This window comes from Rhizobium sp. LARHSG275 (assembly GCF_052871115.1).
Window position 1 is genome coordinate 91,852 of the sequence record NZ_JBIXJN010000004.1, and the last position, 19,819, is coordinate 111,670.

At 61.4% G+C, this 19,819-nt stretch carries 13 protein-coding genes; 6 read left to right on the plus strand and 7 right to left on the minus strand.

The genetic code is table 11. From position 1 onward, the window contains the following. Positions 1-25: 25 nt before the first annotated feature. Complete coding sequence (locus tag ACIPSK_RS06000) at positions 26-1,477, plus strand: NCS1 family nucleobase:cation symporter-1 (protein ID WP_017967452.1); 1,452 nt, start codon at positions 26-28, stop codon at positions 1,475-1,477. Between the two features lie 232 nt (positions 1,478-1,709). Beyond that, on the plus strand, positions 1,710-2,753 hold the full coding sequence (locus ACIPSK_RS06005; protein ID WP_170275955.1) for a magnesium and cobalt transport protein CorA: 1,044 nt from the start codon (positions 1,710-1,712) through the stop codon (positions 2,751-2,753). A gap of 45 nt (positions 2,754-2,798) precedes the next feature. Here the strand turns inward: ACIPSK_RS06005 and ACIPSK_RS06010 are convergent, their stop codons facing one another. Further along, positions 2,799-3,569, minus strand: coding sequence for a phosphotransferase enzyme family protein (locus tag ACIPSK_RS06010; protein ID WP_446532676.1), 771 nt, complete (start codon positions 3,567-3,569; stop codon positions 2,799-2,801). Positions 3,570-3,590: 21 nt separating this feature from the next. Next, positions 3,591-4,472: an MBL fold metallo-hydrolase gene (locus ACIPSK_RS06015; protein ID WP_446532677.1), complete on the minus strand. Its 882-nt coding sequence runs from the start codon at positions 4,470-4,472 to the stop codon at positions 3,591-3,593. A 325-nt stretch (positions 4,473-4,797) separates the two neighbouring features. Here ACIPSK_RS06015 and ACIPSK_RS06020 point away from each other — a divergent pair, with 325 nt between their 5' ends. Genes ACIPSK_RS06020 through glgB form a run of 3 tightly spaced genes read left to right on the plus strand, consistent with a single transcriptional unit; the run spans position 4,798 to position 13,511 of the window. Continuing rightward, positions 4,798-8,022, plus strand: a complete 3,225-nt coding sequence (locus ACIPSK_RS06020) for an alpha-1,4-glucan--maltose-1-phosphate maltosyltransferase (protein ID WP_017967448.1) — start codon at positions 4,798-4,800, stop codon at positions 8,020-8,022. Then, positions 8,023-11,304, plus strand: coding sequence for a maltose alpha-D-glucosyltransferase (gene treS, locus ACIPSK_RS06025; RefSeq protein ID WP_446532678.1), 3,282 nt, complete (start codon positions 8,023-8,025; stop codon positions 11,302-11,304). Continuing rightward, on the plus strand, positions 11,301-13,511 hold the full coding sequence (glgB, locus tag ACIPSK_RS06030; protein WP_017967446.1) for a 1,4-alpha-glucan branching protein GlgB: 2,211 nt from the start codon (positions 11,301-11,303) through the stop codon (positions 13,509-13,511). The genes treS and glgB overlap by 4 nt, the downstream gene beginning before the upstream one ends. Positions 13,512-13,530: 19 nt before the next feature. Here the strand turns inward: glgB and ACIPSK_RS06035 are convergent, their stop codons facing one another. Both ACIPSK_RS06035 and ACIPSK_RS06040 read right to left on the minus strand, forming a co-directional pair. After that, positions 13,531-15,156, minus strand: coding sequence for a thiamine pyrophosphate-dependent enzyme (locus tag ACIPSK_RS06035; protein ID WP_017967445.1), 1,626 nt, complete (start codon positions 15,154-15,156; stop codon positions 13,531-13,533). Positions 15,157-15,181: 25 nt separating this feature from the next. Next, positions 15,182-16,360 carry an amino acid aminotransferase gene (locus ACIPSK_RS06040; protein ID WP_407751233.1) on the minus strand — a complete coding sequence of 393 codons (1,179 nt, stop codon included), beginning with the start codon at positions 16,358-16,360 and terminating at the stop codon, positions 15,182-15,184. 155 nt (positions 16,361-16,515) lie between these two features. Here ACIPSK_RS06040 and ACIPSK_RS06045 point away from each other — a divergent pair, with 155 nt between their 5' ends. After that, entirely contained in the window at positions 16,516-16,983 is a 468-nt protein-coding gene (locus ACIPSK_RS06045) for an Lrp/AsnC family transcriptional regulator (RefSeq protein ID WP_017967443.1), read from the plus strand. A gap of 12 nt (positions 16,984-16,995) precedes the next feature. Here ACIPSK_RS06045 and ACIPSK_RS06050 read toward each other — a convergent pair whose 3' ends face one another. The 3 genes from ACIPSK_RS06050 to ACIPSK_RS06060 are packed head-to-tail and all read right to left on the minus strand — an operon-like array spanning position 16,996 to position 19,816. Beyond that, on the minus strand, positions 16,996-17,757 hold the full coding sequence (locus tag ACIPSK_RS06050) for an ABC transporter ATP-binding protein (RefSeq protein WP_407751232.1): 762 nt from the start codon (positions 17,755-17,757) through the stop codon (positions 16,996-16,998). Then, positions 17,754-18,794 carry a FecCD family ABC transporter permease gene (locus ACIPSK_RS06055; protein WP_170275949.1) on the minus strand — a complete coding sequence of 347 codons (1,041 nt, stop codon included), beginning with the start codon at positions 18,792-18,794 and terminating at the stop codon, positions 17,754-17,756. Before ACIPSK_RS06055 ends, ACIPSK_RS06050 begins: the two co-directional genes overlap by 4 nt. Further along, positions 18,791-19,816 carry an ABC transporter substrate-binding protein gene (locus ACIPSK_RS06060; RefSeq protein ID WP_446532679.1) on the minus strand — a complete coding sequence of 342 codons (1,026 nt, stop codon included), beginning with the start codon at positions 19,814-19,816 and terminating at the stop codon, positions 18,791-18,793. Before ACIPSK_RS06060 ends, ACIPSK_RS06055 begins: the two co-directional genes overlap by 4 nt. Positions 19,817-19,819: the final 3 nt, after the last annotated feature.

Here is a 19,819-nt window from a genome sequence, read left to right on the forward strand (position 1 = left end):
GCCTCAAGGATATGGGAGGGCATTCATGAGCGTACGAAATCCGTCTCCCTCGTTATACAACGAGGATCTTGCACCCGCCGAGGAGCGCAAGTGGGGTGCATTCAGCATTTTCAACGTCTGGACATCAGACGTCCACAGCCTGTGGGGCTACTATCTGGCGGCGAGCCTGTTCCTGCTGTGCGGCAGCTTCGTCAATTTCGTCATCGCCATCGGCATTGGATCTCTGGTCATCTTCTGCCTGATGAGCCTGGTCGGCAATGCCGGCGTGCGCACAGGCGTACCATTTCCGGTTCTGGCGCGCGCCTCCTTCGGCACGTTCGGGGCGAACGTGCCGGCACTCGTCCGAGCGGTGGTCGCCTGCTTCTGGTACGGTGCGCAGACCGCCGCCGCATCCGGCGCGATCGTCGCCTTGCTGATCCGCAACGACAGCCTGCTCGCCTTTCACCAGAACAGCCACTTCCTCGGTCACTCGACCCTTGAGGTCATCTGCTACGTCATCGTCTGGGCGCTGCAGCTGCTGATCATTCAGCGCGGGATGGAAACGGTTCGCAAGTTCCAGGATTGGGCCGGTCCGGCCGTCTGGATCATGATGCTGGTCCTTTCGGTTTACCTAGTCGTCAAGTCCGGCACCTTCTCCTTCGGGTCCGAAATCCCGCGCGACGTGCTGATCGAAAAGACGAAGGATGCGGGCGTGCCAGGTGAGCCTGGTTCGATTGCAGCATTAGCTGCCGTGGCCGCCACCTGGATCACGTACTTCGCAGCGCTCTACCTGAATTTCTGCGATTTTTCGCGCTACGCAACGAGCGAAAAGGCGCTCAGGAAAGGCAACCTCTGGGGGCTTCCGATCAACCTGCTGGCGTTCTGCCTCGTCGCGGGCGTGACGACCACCGCCGCCTTCACCGTCTACGGAGAGGTGCTGCTGCATCCGGAAATGATATCGGCGAAATTCGACAGCTGGTTCCTGGCGCTGCTGGCCGCGCTGACATTCGCGATCGCAACGCTCGGCATCAACGTCGTGGCGAACTTCGTGTCGCCGGCCTTCGACTTTGCCAATGTTTTCCCGCGCCAGATCAATTTCAAGCGCGGGGGATATATCGCCGCATTGATCGCTCTTGTGCTTTACCCATTTGCTCCCTGGGAGACGGGTGCGGCGCATTTCGTCAATTTTATCGGATCGACGATGGGGCCGATCTTCGGCATCATGATGGTGGACTATTATCTTATCCGGAAGAGCCAGCTGAACGTCGAAGCGCTCTATCATGAGAATGGCGAGTTCCGGTTCCAGAACGGATGGCACGGCAATGCCTTCATCGCATTTGTGGTGGGCGCGCTGTTCTCCTCAATCCTGCCGACCTTCACCACCATCCTGCCGGACTGGTGGGGCACCTACGGCTGGTTCTTCGGCGTCGCCATCGGCGGGGCGATCTATTTCGTGTTGAGAATGGGCGCGCGGCGCAATCCGGCCTTCGCCTCCTGAGCAAATGAAAGCCGCCCGGCAATCGCCGGGCGGCTTTCATGTCGGATTTCCTGCTGTCACCTGTTTTCAGCGGCGAGCGGCGCCTGGCCACCACGAAGGCGCCTGGTCGGACCCCGCGCAGATGCGGATGATGCATGTTTTACGAAATAGCATTATGATCGGCTGAGCGCCTGACCGGCGGAGGGGCTGCTGCGGATATATGATCCGTGCAGGAATGAGAGGACGGCAGGATTTGGAACGGCTGAAGGATCTGGACAGTATTCCCGCGCGAGAAGGAGGCGGTTCCACATCGCCTCCCTATGAACGGCCCGGCGTCGTGGCTGCCGCCGTTTACCAGCATGGGCAACGCATTCGCGATATCAGGATAGAAGAGGCCGGCGAATGGCGAAGCCGGGAGAATGCGATCGTCTGGATCGGCCTGCACGAGCCGGATGAGGTGCTGCTGAGCCAAGTCCAGGCGCAGTTCAATCTCCATCCGCTGGCGATCGAGGATGCAGCGCAGCCGCACCAGCGCCCGAAGCTGGAGATCTACGGGGAGGCGATGTTCATCGTCGCCCGGACCGCGCACATGAAGGACGGCGAAATCATCTTCGGCGAAACGCACCTGTTCGTCGGTCGCGGTTATGTCGTCTCCGTTCGTCACGGCGACTCGTCCTCCTATCTGGCGGTGCGGCAGCGATGCGAGGCGACGCCGGCGGCCCTTGCCCACGGCGAGAACTACATTCTCTATTCCATCCTCGATTTCATCGTCGACAACTACATGCCTGTCATCGAGGTCGTGCAGGACGAGGTCGAGAATATCGAGGATCTGGTGCTGCGCGAACAGCTGACAAAGTCCGATATCGAGCGGCTTTACCTGTTGAGGCGCAGGCTGCTGCGGCTGCGCAACGCCGTGGTGCCGCTTGTCGACGTCTGCCGGCGATACGAGCACACGGATCTTCCCGGCATGGATCCGACGCTGCAATCGCTGTTTCGCGATGTCACGGACCATGTGCGCCGCGTTCAGGAAGATATCGACGCGCTGCGCGAGGTGCTGGCCTTCGCCTTCGAGGCGAGCGTGATGATCGGCCAGTCGGAGCAGACGGCGATTGCCCGCAAGCTCGCCGCCTGGGCGGCGATCCTTGCCGTCCCCACCGCGATCGCCGGCATCTACGGGATGAATTTCAGCGATATGCCGGAGCTGAAAACCCAATATGGCTATTTCGTCGTGCTTGGTGTCATAGCCATCTTGTGCCTTGGCCTTTTCGGTTTCTTCCGACGGAGGAAATGGCTGTAGGGGTGGGCATGCGGCAGGCGGGACATTCGAGTTGGCAAAGGTGCGTCAGCACACGGCCTTCAGCAGCCGATCCCGATGGCTTCGAACATAATGCATATCGCTGAGATACAGCCGGGCGTCTCCTCTCGCCACGCGCTCCACGAATGTCTCATCTCCGGCCGCTGCACTTGGCAAAATGTAATCGACGAGCGCCTGAAGCCGCCCGCAGATCATCTCGGGGAGTTGGAGCCGTTCTTGCATCGTCGCCCCATATGCCGTGCAGAAAATCTCCGCCCGCTGCAGTTGTTCGTCGAGGCCGAAGGTCACATCAGGATTGGCAGGATCGGAGAGCGGCGCCCAGCGGTAAACCGAATAGGCCAGATCCGATAGGCGGGGTGCGGGATGGGCGGTGTCGAAATCGATGATCCCGACAGCCTCATGACCTGCTGTGGCGACATTGTAGGGTGCATAATCTCCGTGGCATATGATCTCGTACGGTTCCTGCGGTGGCAGCATCCATGTCTGGACCTCGCGATCCGATTCCAGAAACCCATGAGATGCCGAATGAAATTCGCGCAGTAGCTTGGCTGCGGAGAGCAGCATGCGCTCCGACCCGACAAACTGGTCGCTCAAGTCTTCGCAGACGCGCCCGGCGACATGACTGACGACTTCCTGGCTACCGGTTATTTCAATGGGATGAGGCGCTCCCGGAAAGCCTCTGCTTCTCAGATGGCGCAAAAACCGGTGCACCGTCGGCGTCCATGCGCCGGACGGCCTGATCACGGTGTCGCCGTCACGCCAGATCTGCCCGGTTCGTCCGCCCTCCAACGGTTTCATTTGCCGGTCTCCAGACGTCCTCTATGCGGATTTCAGCTTGTCGATGTGGGCCTGAACCGTCGCGCCAAGGTTTGTCTCATGGCAGTTCCGGTAGAAAGCCACCACGTCGGAAGGCATTCCCTCGGGGATGGCGACGAAGTCTTCAAGCCGCAGGCCGCTTGAACCGCCGAGTTGCGGCTCCGCCAATTGGCTCTCGCTCAAACTGCCGACACGATCGGCCAGGGCTTGGAAATAGGCGAGGTTGTCATCCACCGCCGAAGGAGAGTGCGTCCGGCCGTGCGCCGGGATGACCAGTCTTGCATTGAGGTCACGTATCCGCTCGAGCGAGGAACGGATCAAGCGCAGGTCGCCTGCATTTTTGCTCCAGACTTCGGGGATGGGGTATTCCACCGCGTCGACGGCCAGGCTGATGCGAAGTTCGGGAATCCATACGGCGACATGGTCGGGCGTATGTCCCGGCGTATGAATGAGCTCCAGCGTCAGATCGCCGCCGTTGACGGTCATCGAGCCGGAGAACGTGATGTCGGGACCGATGAGGTCGACGTCCCGAAACCTCGACTCCTGCCTCGCCTTGTCTCTCAGGACTTCCCGCGCGGAAGGGTCGCGTAAACGGTCGAGCGCGGCGGCATGCGCGATAATCGGAGCGCGCCGCGCAATGGCGGCATTCCCCCAGAAATGATCCCAATCCATGTGCGAATTGATGACGATCAGCGGACGAGCGTTTATCTGTTCCCCGAGCATGCCCAGCGCCGTCAGGCACAGCTCGGGCGTTCCGAGCGTATCGATCAGCACATTGAACCTTTCGGTCCGGATAAACACGCCATCAACCTCGTCGCCCGCCCTGACGATCACGATTCGATCATCGAGTTCGGGATATGAACATAATTCCACCGATGGGTTCACGTCTGGTTGCCTCTATTGCAATCGCAGTGATTTCATTCGGACACATCAAGTCTCGTTCGGGCGCTGATCTTTCAAAACGGAGCGGGGCCCTCCGTTAGCAGCCAAATGGGTCATCGTCTCAGACAGCCCAAGACTATTCATTTATATCGCGAACCTTCAAGATCCGTCCGCGCAGTTCAAGGCTTTTCACGTGCATGTCGAGCGCCTCCCATCGGTCCCGCGCCGGTGCGGCCGGCGATGCCTGGCGCCACCTGAATTGAAACTTTCGGTGGAACAACGTCCGGCAACAGAAGTTTGCCTTCAAACCAAACTCGAGCGGCGGCCGATGTCATTCTCTCCAAACCAGGGTGTGTTGAGCACCCCACCCCGGATCTATTATGTCAATCCACTCCTTCTTCAGGGTATCGATGCATGGCGCGAGGTTTTCGACCATGCTGCGGAAACCGGTTTCGACCGTGTGCTGACAGCACCGCTCTTCGACCGGGGCGGGGCGCGCAGCATTTTTTCCTTCCAGGATATGAATCGACTCGATCCTCAACTGTCGCTCGGAAGTGCAGTCGAGGATGGGGTGGGTCGCCTGGTGGAGGCCGCCCGCAGGAGCGGCGTCACCCTGATGATGGACCTGATGCTCGACGGCAAAGCCCTGGATACCAAGGCAGGCTTTCGCCCTGTCGACCCAAGACGCTCACCACTGGATCCAGCAGGGCCGATGACTGAGATGGACGCGGAGTCTCAATCCCGGCTGTTGGAAGAATGGGCCGAACGGCTGCGGGGGCTGGCCGGTCTCGGCCTCTGCGGCTACCGCGCGCTCGGGATTGATCGCATTGCGCCGGCGGCTTTCAAATCGCTGATTTCCGCCGTGCGCGAGAAGGCGGACGCGCAATTCCTCGCCTGGACGCCGGGCACTGATTTTGGGGCGAGGAGCGCGGTCCAGAATACAGGCTTCGATGGATGTTTTTCATCTATGGCTTGGTGGGATTTCGACGAGAGATGGTTCATCGAAGAACACCGGGTTCAGAAGCCGCTCGGCTGGCAGATCGCTTTTCCGGAGCCGCCATTCGGCAGGCGGATCGCGCACGGAACCCAGAGCCGCGAAATCCTCGAACGACGGGCTATCAGGGCGCTGCGCCTTGCCGCCTCGCTCGGTGGCGGCCTGATGGTTCCGATGGGTTTCGAATATGGGGCCGCCACGCCGCTCGATCCGACCCATGGGAACGGGACGGGCTTGCGGGGGCTGCGCCATGATCTCCCTTTCGATATTTCTTCCGAAATTCGCCTTGCGAACAGCGAAATCGGCAAAGTCAGTTATGCGCCAGCCTCATCCCTGCGGCTCATCCGCAACGCCAACGGACCGGTCTCGGCGCTGCTGCAATCGGCGGCGGAAGACTTGCGCAGCGCCGAGAATGTGCGCTTCATCCTGCTCAACAGGGACCTGCGGAAAAGTGCGCCAGCTCCGCTAACGGCACTGCGCGAAGCGGCTTCCGGTTTTCTTCCGGTTGCAGCCGACGGCACCCCTCTGCGGCTGCGGGCAGGGGAAACCCTGGTGATCGAAGGCAGGGCGCCGGCGCCGATCACGTCCCGGCCTATGCTGGACATCGCGCAGGCGACGGCGTCGCCGCGGCTCGCCATTGAAAACATCATGCCGCGAGTCGATGACGGGCGCTTTCCCATCAAGCGAGTGGTCGGCGATGTCGTCAGTGTCGAGGCGGATATATTCGCCGACGGGCACGACCCGATCGCCGCGGTCCTGCTGTGGCGGCCGCTCGATGCGGCGGATTGGACCGAGAGGGAGATGCAACTGGTCGAAAACGATCGCTGGCGCGCCGAATTCCTGCTGGAGCGCATCGGACGCTATGAATTCGCCGTCGAGGCATGGAAGAACCCGTTTGCGATCTTTCGCTACGAACTGACGAAGAAGAACGATGCGAGGCTGGACCTGAAGCTTGAACTCCAGGAGGGATTGAACCTGGTTCGTTCGGCTGCGACGCATGCCGATGCAGCGCTCGGCGCCCACTTGAGGGCCCTCGTCAGCAGTCTCGAAAGCGCCTCGGATGCCGAGCGCACGGCGATCCTGCTCGATGCTCGAACATCGGAATTGATGAACAAGGCGGACAAGCGGCCGTTTCGGCTTCGCTCGACGGCAAGCGCCGTCGATGCCGAACGCAAGGCGGCTGCCTTTGCCAGCTGGTACCAGATCTTCCCGCGCTCGCAGAGCGGCGATCCGAACCGACACGGCACCTTCGACGACGTCATCCCGAGGTTGCACGCCATCCGTGACATGGGATTCGACGTGCTCTATTTCCCGCCGATTCATCCGATCGGTTCGACCAACCGGAAAGGCCGCAACAACAGCCTGAAAGCCGGGCCCGATGACCCCGGAAGCCCCTATGCCATCGGCTCCGAGGACGGCGGCCATGATGCCATCCATCCCGAGCTCGGCAATTTCGAGGACTTCCGCCAGCTGGTGGAGGAGGCAGGCCGTCACGGCCTGGAGATCGCTCTCGACCTCGCGATCCAAGCCTCGCCGGACCACCCCTGGCTGAAGGAGCATCCCGGCTGGTTCGACTGGCGTCCCGACGGAACGATCAAATACGCCGAGAACCCGCCGAAGAAATACGAGGATATCGTCAATGTCGATTTCTACACGAAAGACGCGTTGCCCTCGCTGTGGGTGGAGCTCAGGGATATCGTCCAGCTTTGGGTGGACCAGGGCGTCAAGATGTTTCGCGTCGACAATCCGCACACCAAGCCCTTTCCGTTTTGGGAGTGGCTGATCGGCGATATCAGGGCGCGTCACCCCGATGTGATCTTCCTGTCGGAAGCTTTCACCAAGCCGAAAGTCATGTACCGGCTGGCAAAGATCGGCTTCTCTCAGTCCTATACCTACTTCACCTGGCGCAATGCCAAGTGGGAGCTCGAGCAATATATGGGGGAACTCACGGAGACAGCGCCGAAGGAATTCTTCCGCCCGCATTTCTTCGTCAACACCCATGATATCAATCCGGATTTCCTGCAGAACGCGCCGCGCCCGGCCTTCCTGATCCGGGCAGCACTTGCCGCCACCCTTTCGGGATTGTGGGGCATCTATAACGGTTTCGAACTTTGCGAGGGGCGTCCCGATGCCAAGCGCAAGGAATATGCCGACAGCGAGAAGTATGAGATCCGCGCCTGGGACTACGACCGCCCGGGCAATATCATCGCCGAGATCAGAATGCTCAACCGCATCCGGAACGAAAATCTTGCCCTGCATTCCCATCTCGGGCTGACACTGCTGAACGCCTGGAACGACAACATCCTGTTCTTCGAAAAGGCGAGCCGCGCCCGCGACAATGTCTTGTTGATCGCCATCAGTCTCGATCCGCACAACTTCCAGGAAAGCGACGTCGAGCTGCCGCTCTGGAAGTGGTCGCTCGGAGACGGTGGAGCGCTCGACGCCGAGGATCTGGTCGCTGGGCATCGGTTCAGATGGAATGGCAAATGGCAGAGAGTGAGCTTCAACCCTCAGATCCTGCCCTTTGCGATCTGGCGCGTTCGCGCAGCGGAGGCATGAATGGACACGTTGAATCCTGATGGTATGAACCAGCCGCTCTGGTACAAAGACGCGATCATCTATCAGCTGCACATCAAGTCGTTCTACGACGCCAATGGTGACGGGGTCGGCGATTTCGCCGGCTTGCACCAGAAGCTCGATCACATCGCAGCCCTTGGCGTCAACGCCATTTGGCTGCTGCCGTTCTTTCCCTCGCCGCGCCGAGACGACGGTTACGACATCGCCGACTACGGCAATGTCAGCCCCGACTACGGGACGATGGAGGATTTCCGGGCATTCGTCGACGCCGCCCATCTGCGCAATATTCGCGTCATCATCGAGCTCGTCATCAATCACACCTCCGACCAGCATCCCTGGTTCCAGCACGCTCGCCACGCCCCAGTGGGGTCGCCGGAGCGCGACTTCTATGTCTGGTCGGACAGCGACCAGAAATTTCCTGAAACCCGCATCATCTTCCTCGACACCGAAAAATCCAACTGGACGTGGGATGCGGTTGCCGGTGCCTATTATTGGCACCGCTTCTATTCCCACCAGCCCGATCTTAATTTCGACAGCCCACTCGTCATGGAGGAACTGCTGAAGGTGATGCGCTTTTGGCTGGAAACCGGTATCGACGGGTTCCGTCTCGACGCCATTCCCTACCTTGTCGAGCGCGAGGGAACGATCAACGAAAATCTTCCCGAGACCCACGCGATCCTCAAACGGATCCGCGCCGCTCTCGACGCCACTCATCCCGGCGTGATGCTGCTTGCAGAGGCCAATCAATGGCCGGAGGACACGCGCGAATATTTCGGTGAGGGCGACGAATGCCACATGGCCTTCCACTTCCCGCTGATGCCGCGCATGTATATGGCGATTGCCAAGGAAGACCGGTTCCCGATTACCGACATCCTGCGCCAGACCCCCGAAATCCCCGAGAATTGCCAATGGGCGATCTTCCTGCGCAATCACGACGAACTGACCCTCGAAATGGTGACCGACGCCGAGCGGGACTATCTCTGGGAGACCTATGCATCTGACAAACGCGCCCGCATCAATCTCGGCATCAGGCGGCGTTTAGCGCCGCTGATGGAGCGCGACCGCCGGCGGATCGAGCTGATGAACGCGCTTCTTCTCTCGATGCCGGGAACACCGGTGATTTATTACGGCGACGAGATCGGCATGGGCGACAATATCTATCTCGGTGACCGCGACGGGGTGCGGACGCCGATGCAATGGTCTCCGGACCGCAACGGCGGCTTCTCCCGCACGGACCCGGCTCGTCTCGTCCTCCCGTTGATTGCCGATCCGCTCTATGGTTACGAGGCAGTCAACGTCGAGGCCCAGAGCACCGATGCCCATTCGCTGCTCAATTGGACGCGAAAGATGCTGGCGCTGCGCGGCAGGCATCCGGCCTTCGGGCGCGGCTTGTTGCGGTTCCTCTCGCCTGAGAACCGAAAGATTCTCGCTTATCTCAGGGAATATGACGGCGAGACGCTGATGTGCGTCGCAAACCTTTCCCGGCTGCCTCAGGCGGTCGAGCTCGACCTCGCGGCCTTCGAGGGCCGTGTGCCGATCGAGCTGACCGGCATGTCGCCCTTTCCGCCGATCGGTCAGCTGACCTATCTCCTGACATTGCCGCCCTACGGCTTCTTCTGGTTCCAGCTGGAGGCCGATGCCGATCCGCCGGCATGGCGCACCGCGCCGCCCGAGCAATTGCCCGACCTCACGACGATGGTCATTCGCCGCGGCCTGCTCGATCTCGTCGATGAGCCGCGGCTGGGACGCGTCCTCAGCAACGAAATCCTGCCTGCTTACCTCGCCAGGCGCCGCTGGTTCGGGGCGAAGGACCAGCCGCTCCAGGCGGCGCGGCTGATCTCGGCAACGCCGATCCCCTTTGCTGATGGTGTCGTTCTCGGCGAATTGGAAGCGGTGCTGCCGGATCACACCGAATCCTATCAGCTGCCGCTCGCGATCGCCTGGGACGACGCGCAACCCTCTGCTTTGACGCAGCAGCTTGCTCTGGGGCGGGTTCGCCAGGGCAGGCGGGTCGGCTTCCTGACGGACGGGTTTGCCGTAGAGCCGATGGCGCGCGGGGTCCTGCGCGGGCTTGCCGACCGCTCCATCATCACCGGGCGTACCGGCACGCTGGAATTCCTTGGCACCGAGCGGCTCGACCGGCTTGATGTTACCGACGATATGCCGATCCATTGGCTTTCCGCCGAACAATCCAACAGTTCGATGATCGTCGGTGACGTCGCGATGATCAAGCTGATCAGGCATATTTTCCCCGGCGTCCATCCGGAGGTCGAGATGACGCGGTTTCTCACCCGCGCCGGCTACGACCACACCGCGCCGCTGCTTGGCGAGGTCGCGCACACTGATTCCAGCGGGCGTCGCTCGACTTTGATCATCGTTCAGGGAGCGATCCGCAACCAGGGCGACGCCTGGAACTGGATGTTGAGCAATTTGCGCCGCGCGGCAGACGAGCTCGTGCTGAATGACCCGGCGGTGGAACCAGGCGATGATGTCTTCCAGTCACTGATCAGCTTCGTTGCAATGGTGGGCCTGAGGCTCGGCGAATTGCATGTCGTCCTCTCGGGGGAGAACGCGGACGAGGCGTTCAGCCCTCTGATCGCCGGTGGCGGTGAGGTTGAGGCGATCAAGAAGGCGGTGGCGGGCGAAATCGCTTATGCGATGTCGAAGCTTGCCGAACGCGAGGAAAGTGCCGATCCCGCGGTCGATCTGCTCGCTCGCCCGCTTCTGGAGCGCCGCGCCGAACTCATCGAGCTTGGCGCAGGCCTGGCGGAGAGCACTCGCGGCTTGTTGATGACGCGTACGCATGGCGATTTCCATCTCGGCCAGATTCTGGTCAGCGAAGGCGATGCGGTCATCATCGACTTCGAAGGCGAGCCCGCGAAAAATCTCGCCGAGCGCCGAGCCAAGACCGTTCCGCTCCGCGACGTGGCCGGGCTTTTAAGATCGTTGAACTATCTCGTCGCCACCGCGCAGCTCGACAATGATGCGGTTACCGAACACGAGAACGAGGTGCGACGGGACGCCATCGCCCGCTTCGGGCGCAGTGCCGAGGAGGCCTTTCTCGATGCCTATTGGCAGGCGGTCTCCGCATCGAAGACGCTCGCTATGCCGCCCGAGCAACGACGGAGGGTCCTCGATGCCTTTCTTCTCGAAAAGGCCGCCTATGAAATCGCCTATGAAGCGCGTAACCGGCCGAAGTGGCTGCCGATCCCGCTCGCCGGCCTTACCGAAATCGCATCGCGCTTAGCGGGGGTAACGGCATGAATGTTGAACGCATGGAACTTCTCGCAGGCATCGGACAGGATGCGCTTTGGGCTCTGATAGAGGGCCGCCACGGCGATCCCTTTTCGATCCTTGGTCCCCACGAAAGCGGCGGCATGACGATCGTGCGGGTGTACTTGCCCGGCGCGGAAGCGGTCGATCTCATCGACGCGACGAGCGGTCGTGAGGTGACGCCGTTCAGCATCGTCCACCCGTCCGGCCTGTTTGCGGCGGCCGCCGCTTCGAGGACGGGATACCGGCTGCGGATCACATGGCCGGATGCAGTCCAACTGACCGAGGACCCCTACAGCTTCGGTCTGCTGCTCGGGGAACTCGACCTCCATCTGATATCGGAGGGCACTCACTATAGTCTCAGCCGGACGCTCGGCGCGGTTGAGATGTCGATCGACGGTATATCGGGCGTTCGTTTCGCCGTGTGGGCTCCGAATGCGCGCCGCGTCTCGGTCGTCGGGGACTTCAACGCCTGGGATGGACGGCGAAACCCAATGCGGCTGAGACAGTCGGCAGGCGTCTGGGAGCTGTTTATCCCCCGGCTGGCTCCGGGTGAAAGATATAAGTTCGAGATCATCGATGCGCAGGGGACCTGCCTGCCGCAGAAAGCCGATCCGGTGGCGAGGGCGAGCGAGGCCGCCCCATCCACCGCCTCCATCGTCGCATCGTCGACGCCGTTTCGATGGAGGGATGAGGGCTGGATGAAGAGCCGGTCCCGGCAAGACAGGCTGGAGGGCGCGCTCTCCGTCTATGAAGTGCATGCCGGCTCCTGGCTTCGCGACCAAAAGGACGGCAACAGATCGCTCGACTGGGCCGAGCTCAGCCAGCGGCTCGTTCCCTATGCCAGCGATATGGGATTTACGCATATCGAGCTGCTGCCGATTATGGAGCATCCGTTCGGCGGGTCCTGGGGGTATCAGCCGCTTGGCCTCTTCGCTCCAACTGGCCGATATGGGACGCCTGAAGATCTCGCTTATTTCGTCGACCGCTGCCATGGCGCCGGGCTCGGCGTCATCCTCGACTGGGTGCCAGCCCATTTTCCGACAGACGTTTGGGGGCTTGCCCGCTTCGACGGCAGCGCGCTCTACGAGCACGAAGATCCGCGCGAGGGCTTTCACCGCGACTGGAACACGCTGATCTACAATCTCGGCCGCAAAGAGGTGAAAGGGTTCCTGATCGCCAGCGCGCTGGAATGGCTGGAGCGCTACCATATAGACGGTTTGCGGGTCGACGCCGTTGCCTCGATGCTCTACCGCGACTACAGCCGCAACGAGGGCGAATGGATTCCCAATCAGTATGGCGGTCGCGAGAATCTGGAAGCGGTCGAATTCTTCAAGCATCTGAACAGCATCATTCACGCGCGCTGCCCGCACGCGATGACGATCGCCGAGGAATCGACGGCCTGGCCCGGCGTGACGAAGCCACCGGAGGAGGGGGGGCTGGGGTTCGATATCAAATGGAACATGGGCTGGATGCATGACAGCCTGAGCTACATCGAGAAGGATCCGGTGTACCGGAGCTATCACCACGGCACGATGACCTTCGGCATGATCTATGCCTATTCCGAGCGCTTCATTCTGCCGATTTCACATGACGAGGTCGTCTACGGAAAGGGCTCGCTGCTGACGAAGATGCCGGGCGACGAATGGCAGAAATTCGCCAATCTGCGCAGCTATCTTGCCTTCATGTGGGGCCATCCCGGCAAGAAGCTCCTGTTCATGGGCAGCGAAGTCGCCCAGCCGGACGAGTGGAATCATGACGGCTCGGTGAGCTGGGATGTGCTGGACCGGCCTCAGCATGTGGGGATCCAGCGGCTGGTGAAGGATCTGAACGGCCTTTACGGGGACGAGCCGGCATTGCAGTTCGGTGACTTTCATCCCGAGGGTTTCGAATGGGCGGCAGCCGACGACGCCGTCAATTCCGTCCTCGGCATGCTCCGTTATGCGCCCGATCGCGCTTCGACGGTTCTGGTCATGTCGAACTTCACGCCGGTGCCGCGTTACGGTTACAGGATCGGTGTGCCGAGAGACGGCGTGTGGGTCGAGCGGATGACGACGGATGCGCGGGAATATGGCGGCTCGGGCCTTGTCAACGGCGCGGTGTCGACTGAACCCGTGCCCGCCCACGGCAGGTCCGTCTCCCTGTCGCTGACGTTGCCGCCACTGTCGACGATCTTTCTGCAAGGACCGTCACCATAAGCCTTTAGCCCTTGCCTATTCATTCGTGCGGAGCTGGATGAATGAAAGGCCAAGGGCTCGCCTCGGATCCCTTCTCGATGGGAACCTCGATGAGAACAGGTTCGTCGAGAGACAGGGCATCCTCGATCGCGTCTTTCAGTTCGCCAGGGCTCGTCACCTTGAATGCTCGAATGCCGAAGCTCTCGCCAAGCGCGACAAAGTCCGGATTGGTGAGCTCCGAGCCAAGATAACGGCCTTTATACGCCTGCTTCTGGTCACGCAGTACGTTGCCATAGGCCGAATTGTTGAAGACGATGGCGATGACATTGATCTTATGCTGGACGGCGGTAGCAAGTTCCTGAACCCCGAACATGAAGCCGCCATCGCCGGAAACTGAAATAACGGCCTTGTCGGGATTGGCGACTTTCACGCCCAAGGCCGTGTTGAAGCCGAAACCCAGATTGTCCTGATAACCGCATGTGACGTACTGACGAGCGGCATAGACCGGGAATGCAAATCGGGCGGTAAAGCCCATCTGGCAGATTTCCTCGACGAAGAAGCCATCCCTTGGCAGGGCTCGGCGAATGGCATCGAGATAGGCGAGCTGCGGCTGCACTGCCGAGAAGCGAGACTTGGCCTGTTCGTTGCGTTCGGCAAATTCGCGCGTGCGATCTTCACGGCCCAGCCCGGCAAGCGCATCAACGAGGGCCTGTGTTCCGGCCTTGGCGTCCGAGACGATGCCGACATCAGGCTTGAGCCGGACCATTTCGGTCGGATCGATATCGATGCGGATCACCTTGAGATCCTTGGGAAGCCACTTCCATCGCATGAACTGCAATTCCAGCCGGCTGCCGATCCCGATCAGGACGTCCGTCTTCCGCCAATATTCGTAGGCCGCGACGAAATTCAGGTAGTTGGGGTGATCGTCGGCGACGATGCCCTTGCCGGAGCGATGGGACGTGACCGGCGACTGCAGCAATTCCGCAAGAGCAGCGATTTCCGCTCCAGCATCCACCGCGCCGCCACCAACCATGATCATCGGGTTGGCGGCACCTGATATCAGTGCCGCAGCGGCGGCGACCTGATCAGAGTTGACGGCCGGATGAGGTGCTCTCGTGCCGACCGGCAGATCGGTTTCTGGGCCGAATTGCCCGAACACGTCCCATGGCGCTTCGACCGCTCCTGGACCCTGGCGGCCGGAGAGCATTTTGGCGACGACCTCGGCCGTGACCGGACCGGTTTCGGACTGGTGATTGATCCGCTCCGCCGTTTTCGTAATTCCGCGCATCGTCGCGAGCTGATCCGGCAGTTCGTGCAACTGTCCTCTGCCCTGACCGATCAGGTGGGACATGATGTTGCCGGTGATGCACAGCACCGGGGTATTGGCGCCGTAAGCGGTGCAGAGAGCCGCGCCGGAATTGAGGACGCCCGGGCCCGGAACGACGGTATAGGCGCCGATCCGGCCGGTGGACTTGGCATAGCCATAGGCCATGTAACCGGCGCCCTGCTCGTGTCTGGTGTGAATGAACCGAATTTTGTCACCGGCACCGTAGAGGGCATCGTTAAAATCATACATGTGGGCGCCCGGGATGCCGAACACGGTGTCGATCCCGTGGGTGACGAGCGAACGGGTGATCGCCTGACCGGTCGTTTCTTTCCTGCTCATTCGGAGGCTCCAATGCTGCGTTCGGTTACGATCTCAGGCAGCCTTCGGCCCGGAGCGCCGCGACGATGGCGCCGGCATCGGCCGGCTGCATGCCGGCAAGGTTCATGCGCCCGGAATCTGCCATGTAGATGCCGTGGTTTGCCCTGAGCGCGACCGCCGTTTCCTTGAGCATGGAGAGATTGGAAAACAGCCCGCGTTGCCGGCTGATGAAGGCCAGCTCGGGAGAGGCCGCGGCCAGCGCCGCGCGATTGCCGTTGACGCGCTCGCACATTTCTTCGAGTTCCGTGCGCCACATTGCCGTCATTTCGGGGCTTTCGAGAATGGTCCTGACGACGACCGCCCCATGATCCGGCGGCATGGACCAGTTGACACGGGCGAGGGCCGCCATGTTGCTTTCGGCCTTTGCAACGTCGTCGGCATTGCGGGCCACGACATAGAGCGCGCCGACGCGCTCGCGATAGAGGCCGAAGTTCTTGTCGCAGGAATAGGCGATCAGCGCTTCCTCGACCGCATCGAGGATCATGCGGGTGGGCGCGGCATCCTGTTCGAGACCGTCGCCCAGCCCCTGATAGGCAAGATCGATGAACGGCACCAGCCTGTGCGCAACGAGGAGATCGGTAATCTCTCGCCACTGCTCCATGGTGAAATCGATACCCGTGGGATTATGGCAGCAACCATGAAGCAGCACGACGTCGCCCGCGTTGGCGGAAGACAAGGTGTCCACCACGCTTTCGAATTTCACATGCTGTGAAGCCAGGTTGACGAAGGCATATTCCTTCACGGTCAGCCGCGCCGAAGAGAAGATCGGTGCATGATTGGGCCAACTCGGCGTCCCCAAGAGAACCTTCGCCGATGGATTTGCCGTTTGGATGAGTTCTGCGCCGAGTCGGAGCGCGCCGCTTCCACCCGGCGTCTGAATGCCGGCGAGGCGGTCGGCGATTTTCGGGGAGTTTCCGAAGATGATGGGCTCAAGCAGGCGCACGAATTGCAGGTCGCCTTCGGGGCCCAGATATTTCTTGCTGTCCTGAGTCTCAAGAAGAAGCCGCTCCGCGGCCTTGACGGCACGCATGACGGGCGTGCGTCCCATGGCGTCGCGATAAACACCGACGCCGAGGTCTATCTTTCCGGAGCGCTCGTCCGCCTGAAAAGCCTTGATGAGTGCAAGCAGGCTGTCGGCCGGCCGGTTCTTCAGTTCCTCAAACACAGGTCCACCTCTTTTTTGATGTCATTGGCCGGAGATTAGCGGAACTTTCGCGACGAATTTCTGCGATTATCTCCTTTTATAGTCGCGTCAATGCAGACAATCGGCGAATTGCGGGTATATTACGCAGAAATTCCCCTTATATGAGAGGGCAGGCCATGCTCGACCAGTTCGATATCAAATTGCTTGCCGCCCTCCAGCAAAACAGCGAGGTGACGCAGGGCGAGCTGTCCCAGAAGGTCAACCTGTCCGCCACTCAATGCGCACGTCGTTTGGAAAGACTGCGCAAGGAGCAATATATTCAGAGCGTTGTCGCCATCCTCAATCCGGTGAGGCTGGGTTTCACCGTCGTTGCGCATACGCTTGTCAGCCTGCGCGCGCATACGGAAGGCGGAAACGAGCGGCTCCATCGTTTCATCGAGACCGCGCCGGAGATCCTGGAATGCTACTCGCAGACGGGCGACGCCGACTTTCTGATGAAGGTCATGACGCGCGACCTCGACCATCTCAGTCAGTTTCTCGAAAGAATGATCCGGGTCACCGATAATCTGGCATCGGTCAAATCGAGCATCGTCCTCAAGACACTGAAAAAGACGACCGCTTTGCCGCTGCAGATCGTGACGTGAGAGCGGCCGCTGTCACCTGAGATAGTGGATGTGCGGGCGCGAATGATGGGGCGAGGCTTCGATGCGGGCCTCGACGGAAAAGACCTCGCGCAGAAGGTCTTCGCTCAATACGTCCTGCGGTGCGCCGGAGGCGACAATCCTGCCCTGCTGCATGATAACAAGCTCGTCGCAGAACATGGCTGCATGGTTGAGATCGTGCAGGGCGACGATGCTGGTGATCGGCAGGCCGGAGACGAGCCGCATCAGGCCGATCTGGTGCTGGATGTCGAGATGGTTCGTCGGCTCGTCGAGGATCAGCTCCTGGGGCGACTGGGCGAGCGCCCTGGCGATATGGGTGCGCTGCTTTTCGCCGCCCGACAGGCTCTGCCAGCGATCGTCGCGCTTCTCCGCCATGCCGGCGCGCGCCAGCGCCTCTTCGACCGCCTCTTCGTCCGCCTTCTTCCAGCCTGAAAACATCGACCGGTGCGGAAACCGGCCGAGCTTGACGACGTCGACGACCCTGAGATTGGCATTTGTCGTGGCGTGCTGCTCGACGAAGGCAATCCTTCGGGCGATCGAGCGACGGCTGATCGTGCCGATGTCGCTCCGGTCGAGCGTGACGCGGCCGGAATGCGGCCGCTTCAGGCCGGCCAGAAGCCGCAGCAGCGAGGTCTTGCCCGAGCCGTTCGGCCCGAGCAGGCCGAGCATCCGGCCGGGCTGCGCCTCCATGGAAACGCCGTCGAGAATGGTTTTCCTGCCAATTTTCCAGGTGAGGTTGTCGGCCTTGATACTCATGATGCGCGCTGGAATCGGTAAAGGATGATCGAGAAGAAGGGGACGCCCACCAGGGCCGTGACGACACCGATCGGCAGGATCTGGTTCGGAATGAGGGCGCGTGCGGCGATGTCGGCGAGCACCATGAAGATCGCCCCTGTCATGGCACAGGCCGGCAGCAGACGGACATGCAGCGGCCCGACGACAAAGCGGGCGACATGCGGCACGACGAGGCCGACGAAGCCGATCGACCCCACCATGCTGACGATCGTCGCCGTCATCATTGCCGTCAGCGCGAAGAGCACCATCCGAGCGCGGCCGACATTGACGCCGAGCGAGGATGCCGCCTCGTCGCCGAAGGCGAAGGCGTCGAGCACGCGGGCGTAAAACAGGCAGCCGACCAGGCCGATGCCGACGACGATCGAGACCAGCGCGAATTCCGGCCAGCGCACGCCGCCGAAGCTGCCGAGCAGCCAGAACATGACGTCGCGGGCCTGCTGCGCATTGGCCGAGGTGGTGACGATATAGGAGGTCGTGGCGTTGAAAAGCTGTGACGCGGCGACACCGGCAAGGATGGTGCGATCGGCTCCGCTGCGCGTGCCGTTCGACAGCAGGGCGACGAAGAAGAAGGCTGCGAAGGCACCAGCAAAGGCGCCGGCGGAAAGTGAGACCGCGCCGGAGCCGACGCCCAGGATGACGATCGCGACGGCGCCGGTGGAGGCGCCGGCGGAGATGCCGAGAACATAGGGTTCGGCGAGCGGATTGCGCAGCAGCGACTGCATGATCGCGCCCGACAGCGCAAGGCCCGCGCCGCAGAAGGCGGCGACGAGCGCCCGGCTGAGACGATAATCCCAGATCACCGTCTCATGGATGCGGTTCAGTTCGACCGCGGTCCATCCCAGCCGGTTGGTGACGGCCGAAAACGTGGTTGCAAGCGGGATCGGCAGGTCGCCGATCCCGACGCTGACGCCAATGGCGATAGCGATGAGGCAGAAAGAGGCGACGAGCAGTGCGAGGACGGCTCCCAGCTGCCGGAAGATGCGGCCCGCTTCCGTCACTTCAACAGACCGAGAGCCTTCAGCTGGCCGGCCACCTGCTCGGCGCCGTAGACCGTGCGGACGGTCGGGTTCATGGCCTGGCCGTCCATGATCACCATCGCCTTGTTCTTCACGGCAGGGATCTGGCTGACGGCCGGATCGGTGTTCAGGAAATTGATCTTGGCCTCCGGCTTGTCGAGCTCCCAGCGGTTGCGGTCGAGACTGGCGACGACAATGACGTCGGGATTGGAGGCGATGATGCCTTCCCAGCCGAGCGTCGGCCATTCCGCTTCCGCTGATATCGCGTTGTGTCCGCCGAGCAGGTCGGCGATGAAGCTGGACGCGCTGTTCTTGCCGCCGAGATAGGCGTCGGCCGACGGGCTGGGGCTGGAGAACCAGAAGACGTAGGAAAGGTTCTTGCCGTCCTTCGAAACGCTCCCGCGAAGCGTGGCTTCGCGCGCCTTGAAATCGGCGATCAGCGCCTGACCGCGATCGGCGACATCGAAGATCTGCGAGAGTTCGTCGATCTCCTTATACAGAAGATCCATGTTCCACAGCTCTGCGCGGCTGCCATACTGGTCCTTGACGTCCTTAGTGCTCAGGCAGGTGCTGGGCGAGAGATAGGTGGCGACGCCGACCTTGTCGAAATCTTCGCGCTTGGCAATCTTGCTGTTCGGCCCGACCAGGCTCGGCAGGGCCACTGCGACGAAATCAGGATTTTCGGCGAGCATCGATTCGAAGGTCGGCATCTCTACGGTTAGAAGCTTGACCTTGGCATTGGCTTCCGCGAGCTGCGGCAGAACCTTGCTTGGCCAGAAGGCCGTGCCGGCCATCTTGTCCTGAAGGCCGAGCAGCAGCAGGATTTCAGCGCTGTTCTGGCCGAGGCCGATCGCCCGTTCGGGCGCCTTCTCGAACGTTACCTGCGCGCCGCAGTTTTCCAGGGTCAGCGGGTAGGTCGTCGAACCGGCCAAAGACGGATTTGCGGTAAGGCCGATCATGGTTGAGAGGCCGCAGGCGGCCAGAAGTGGTTTGAGGTTAGTCACGAA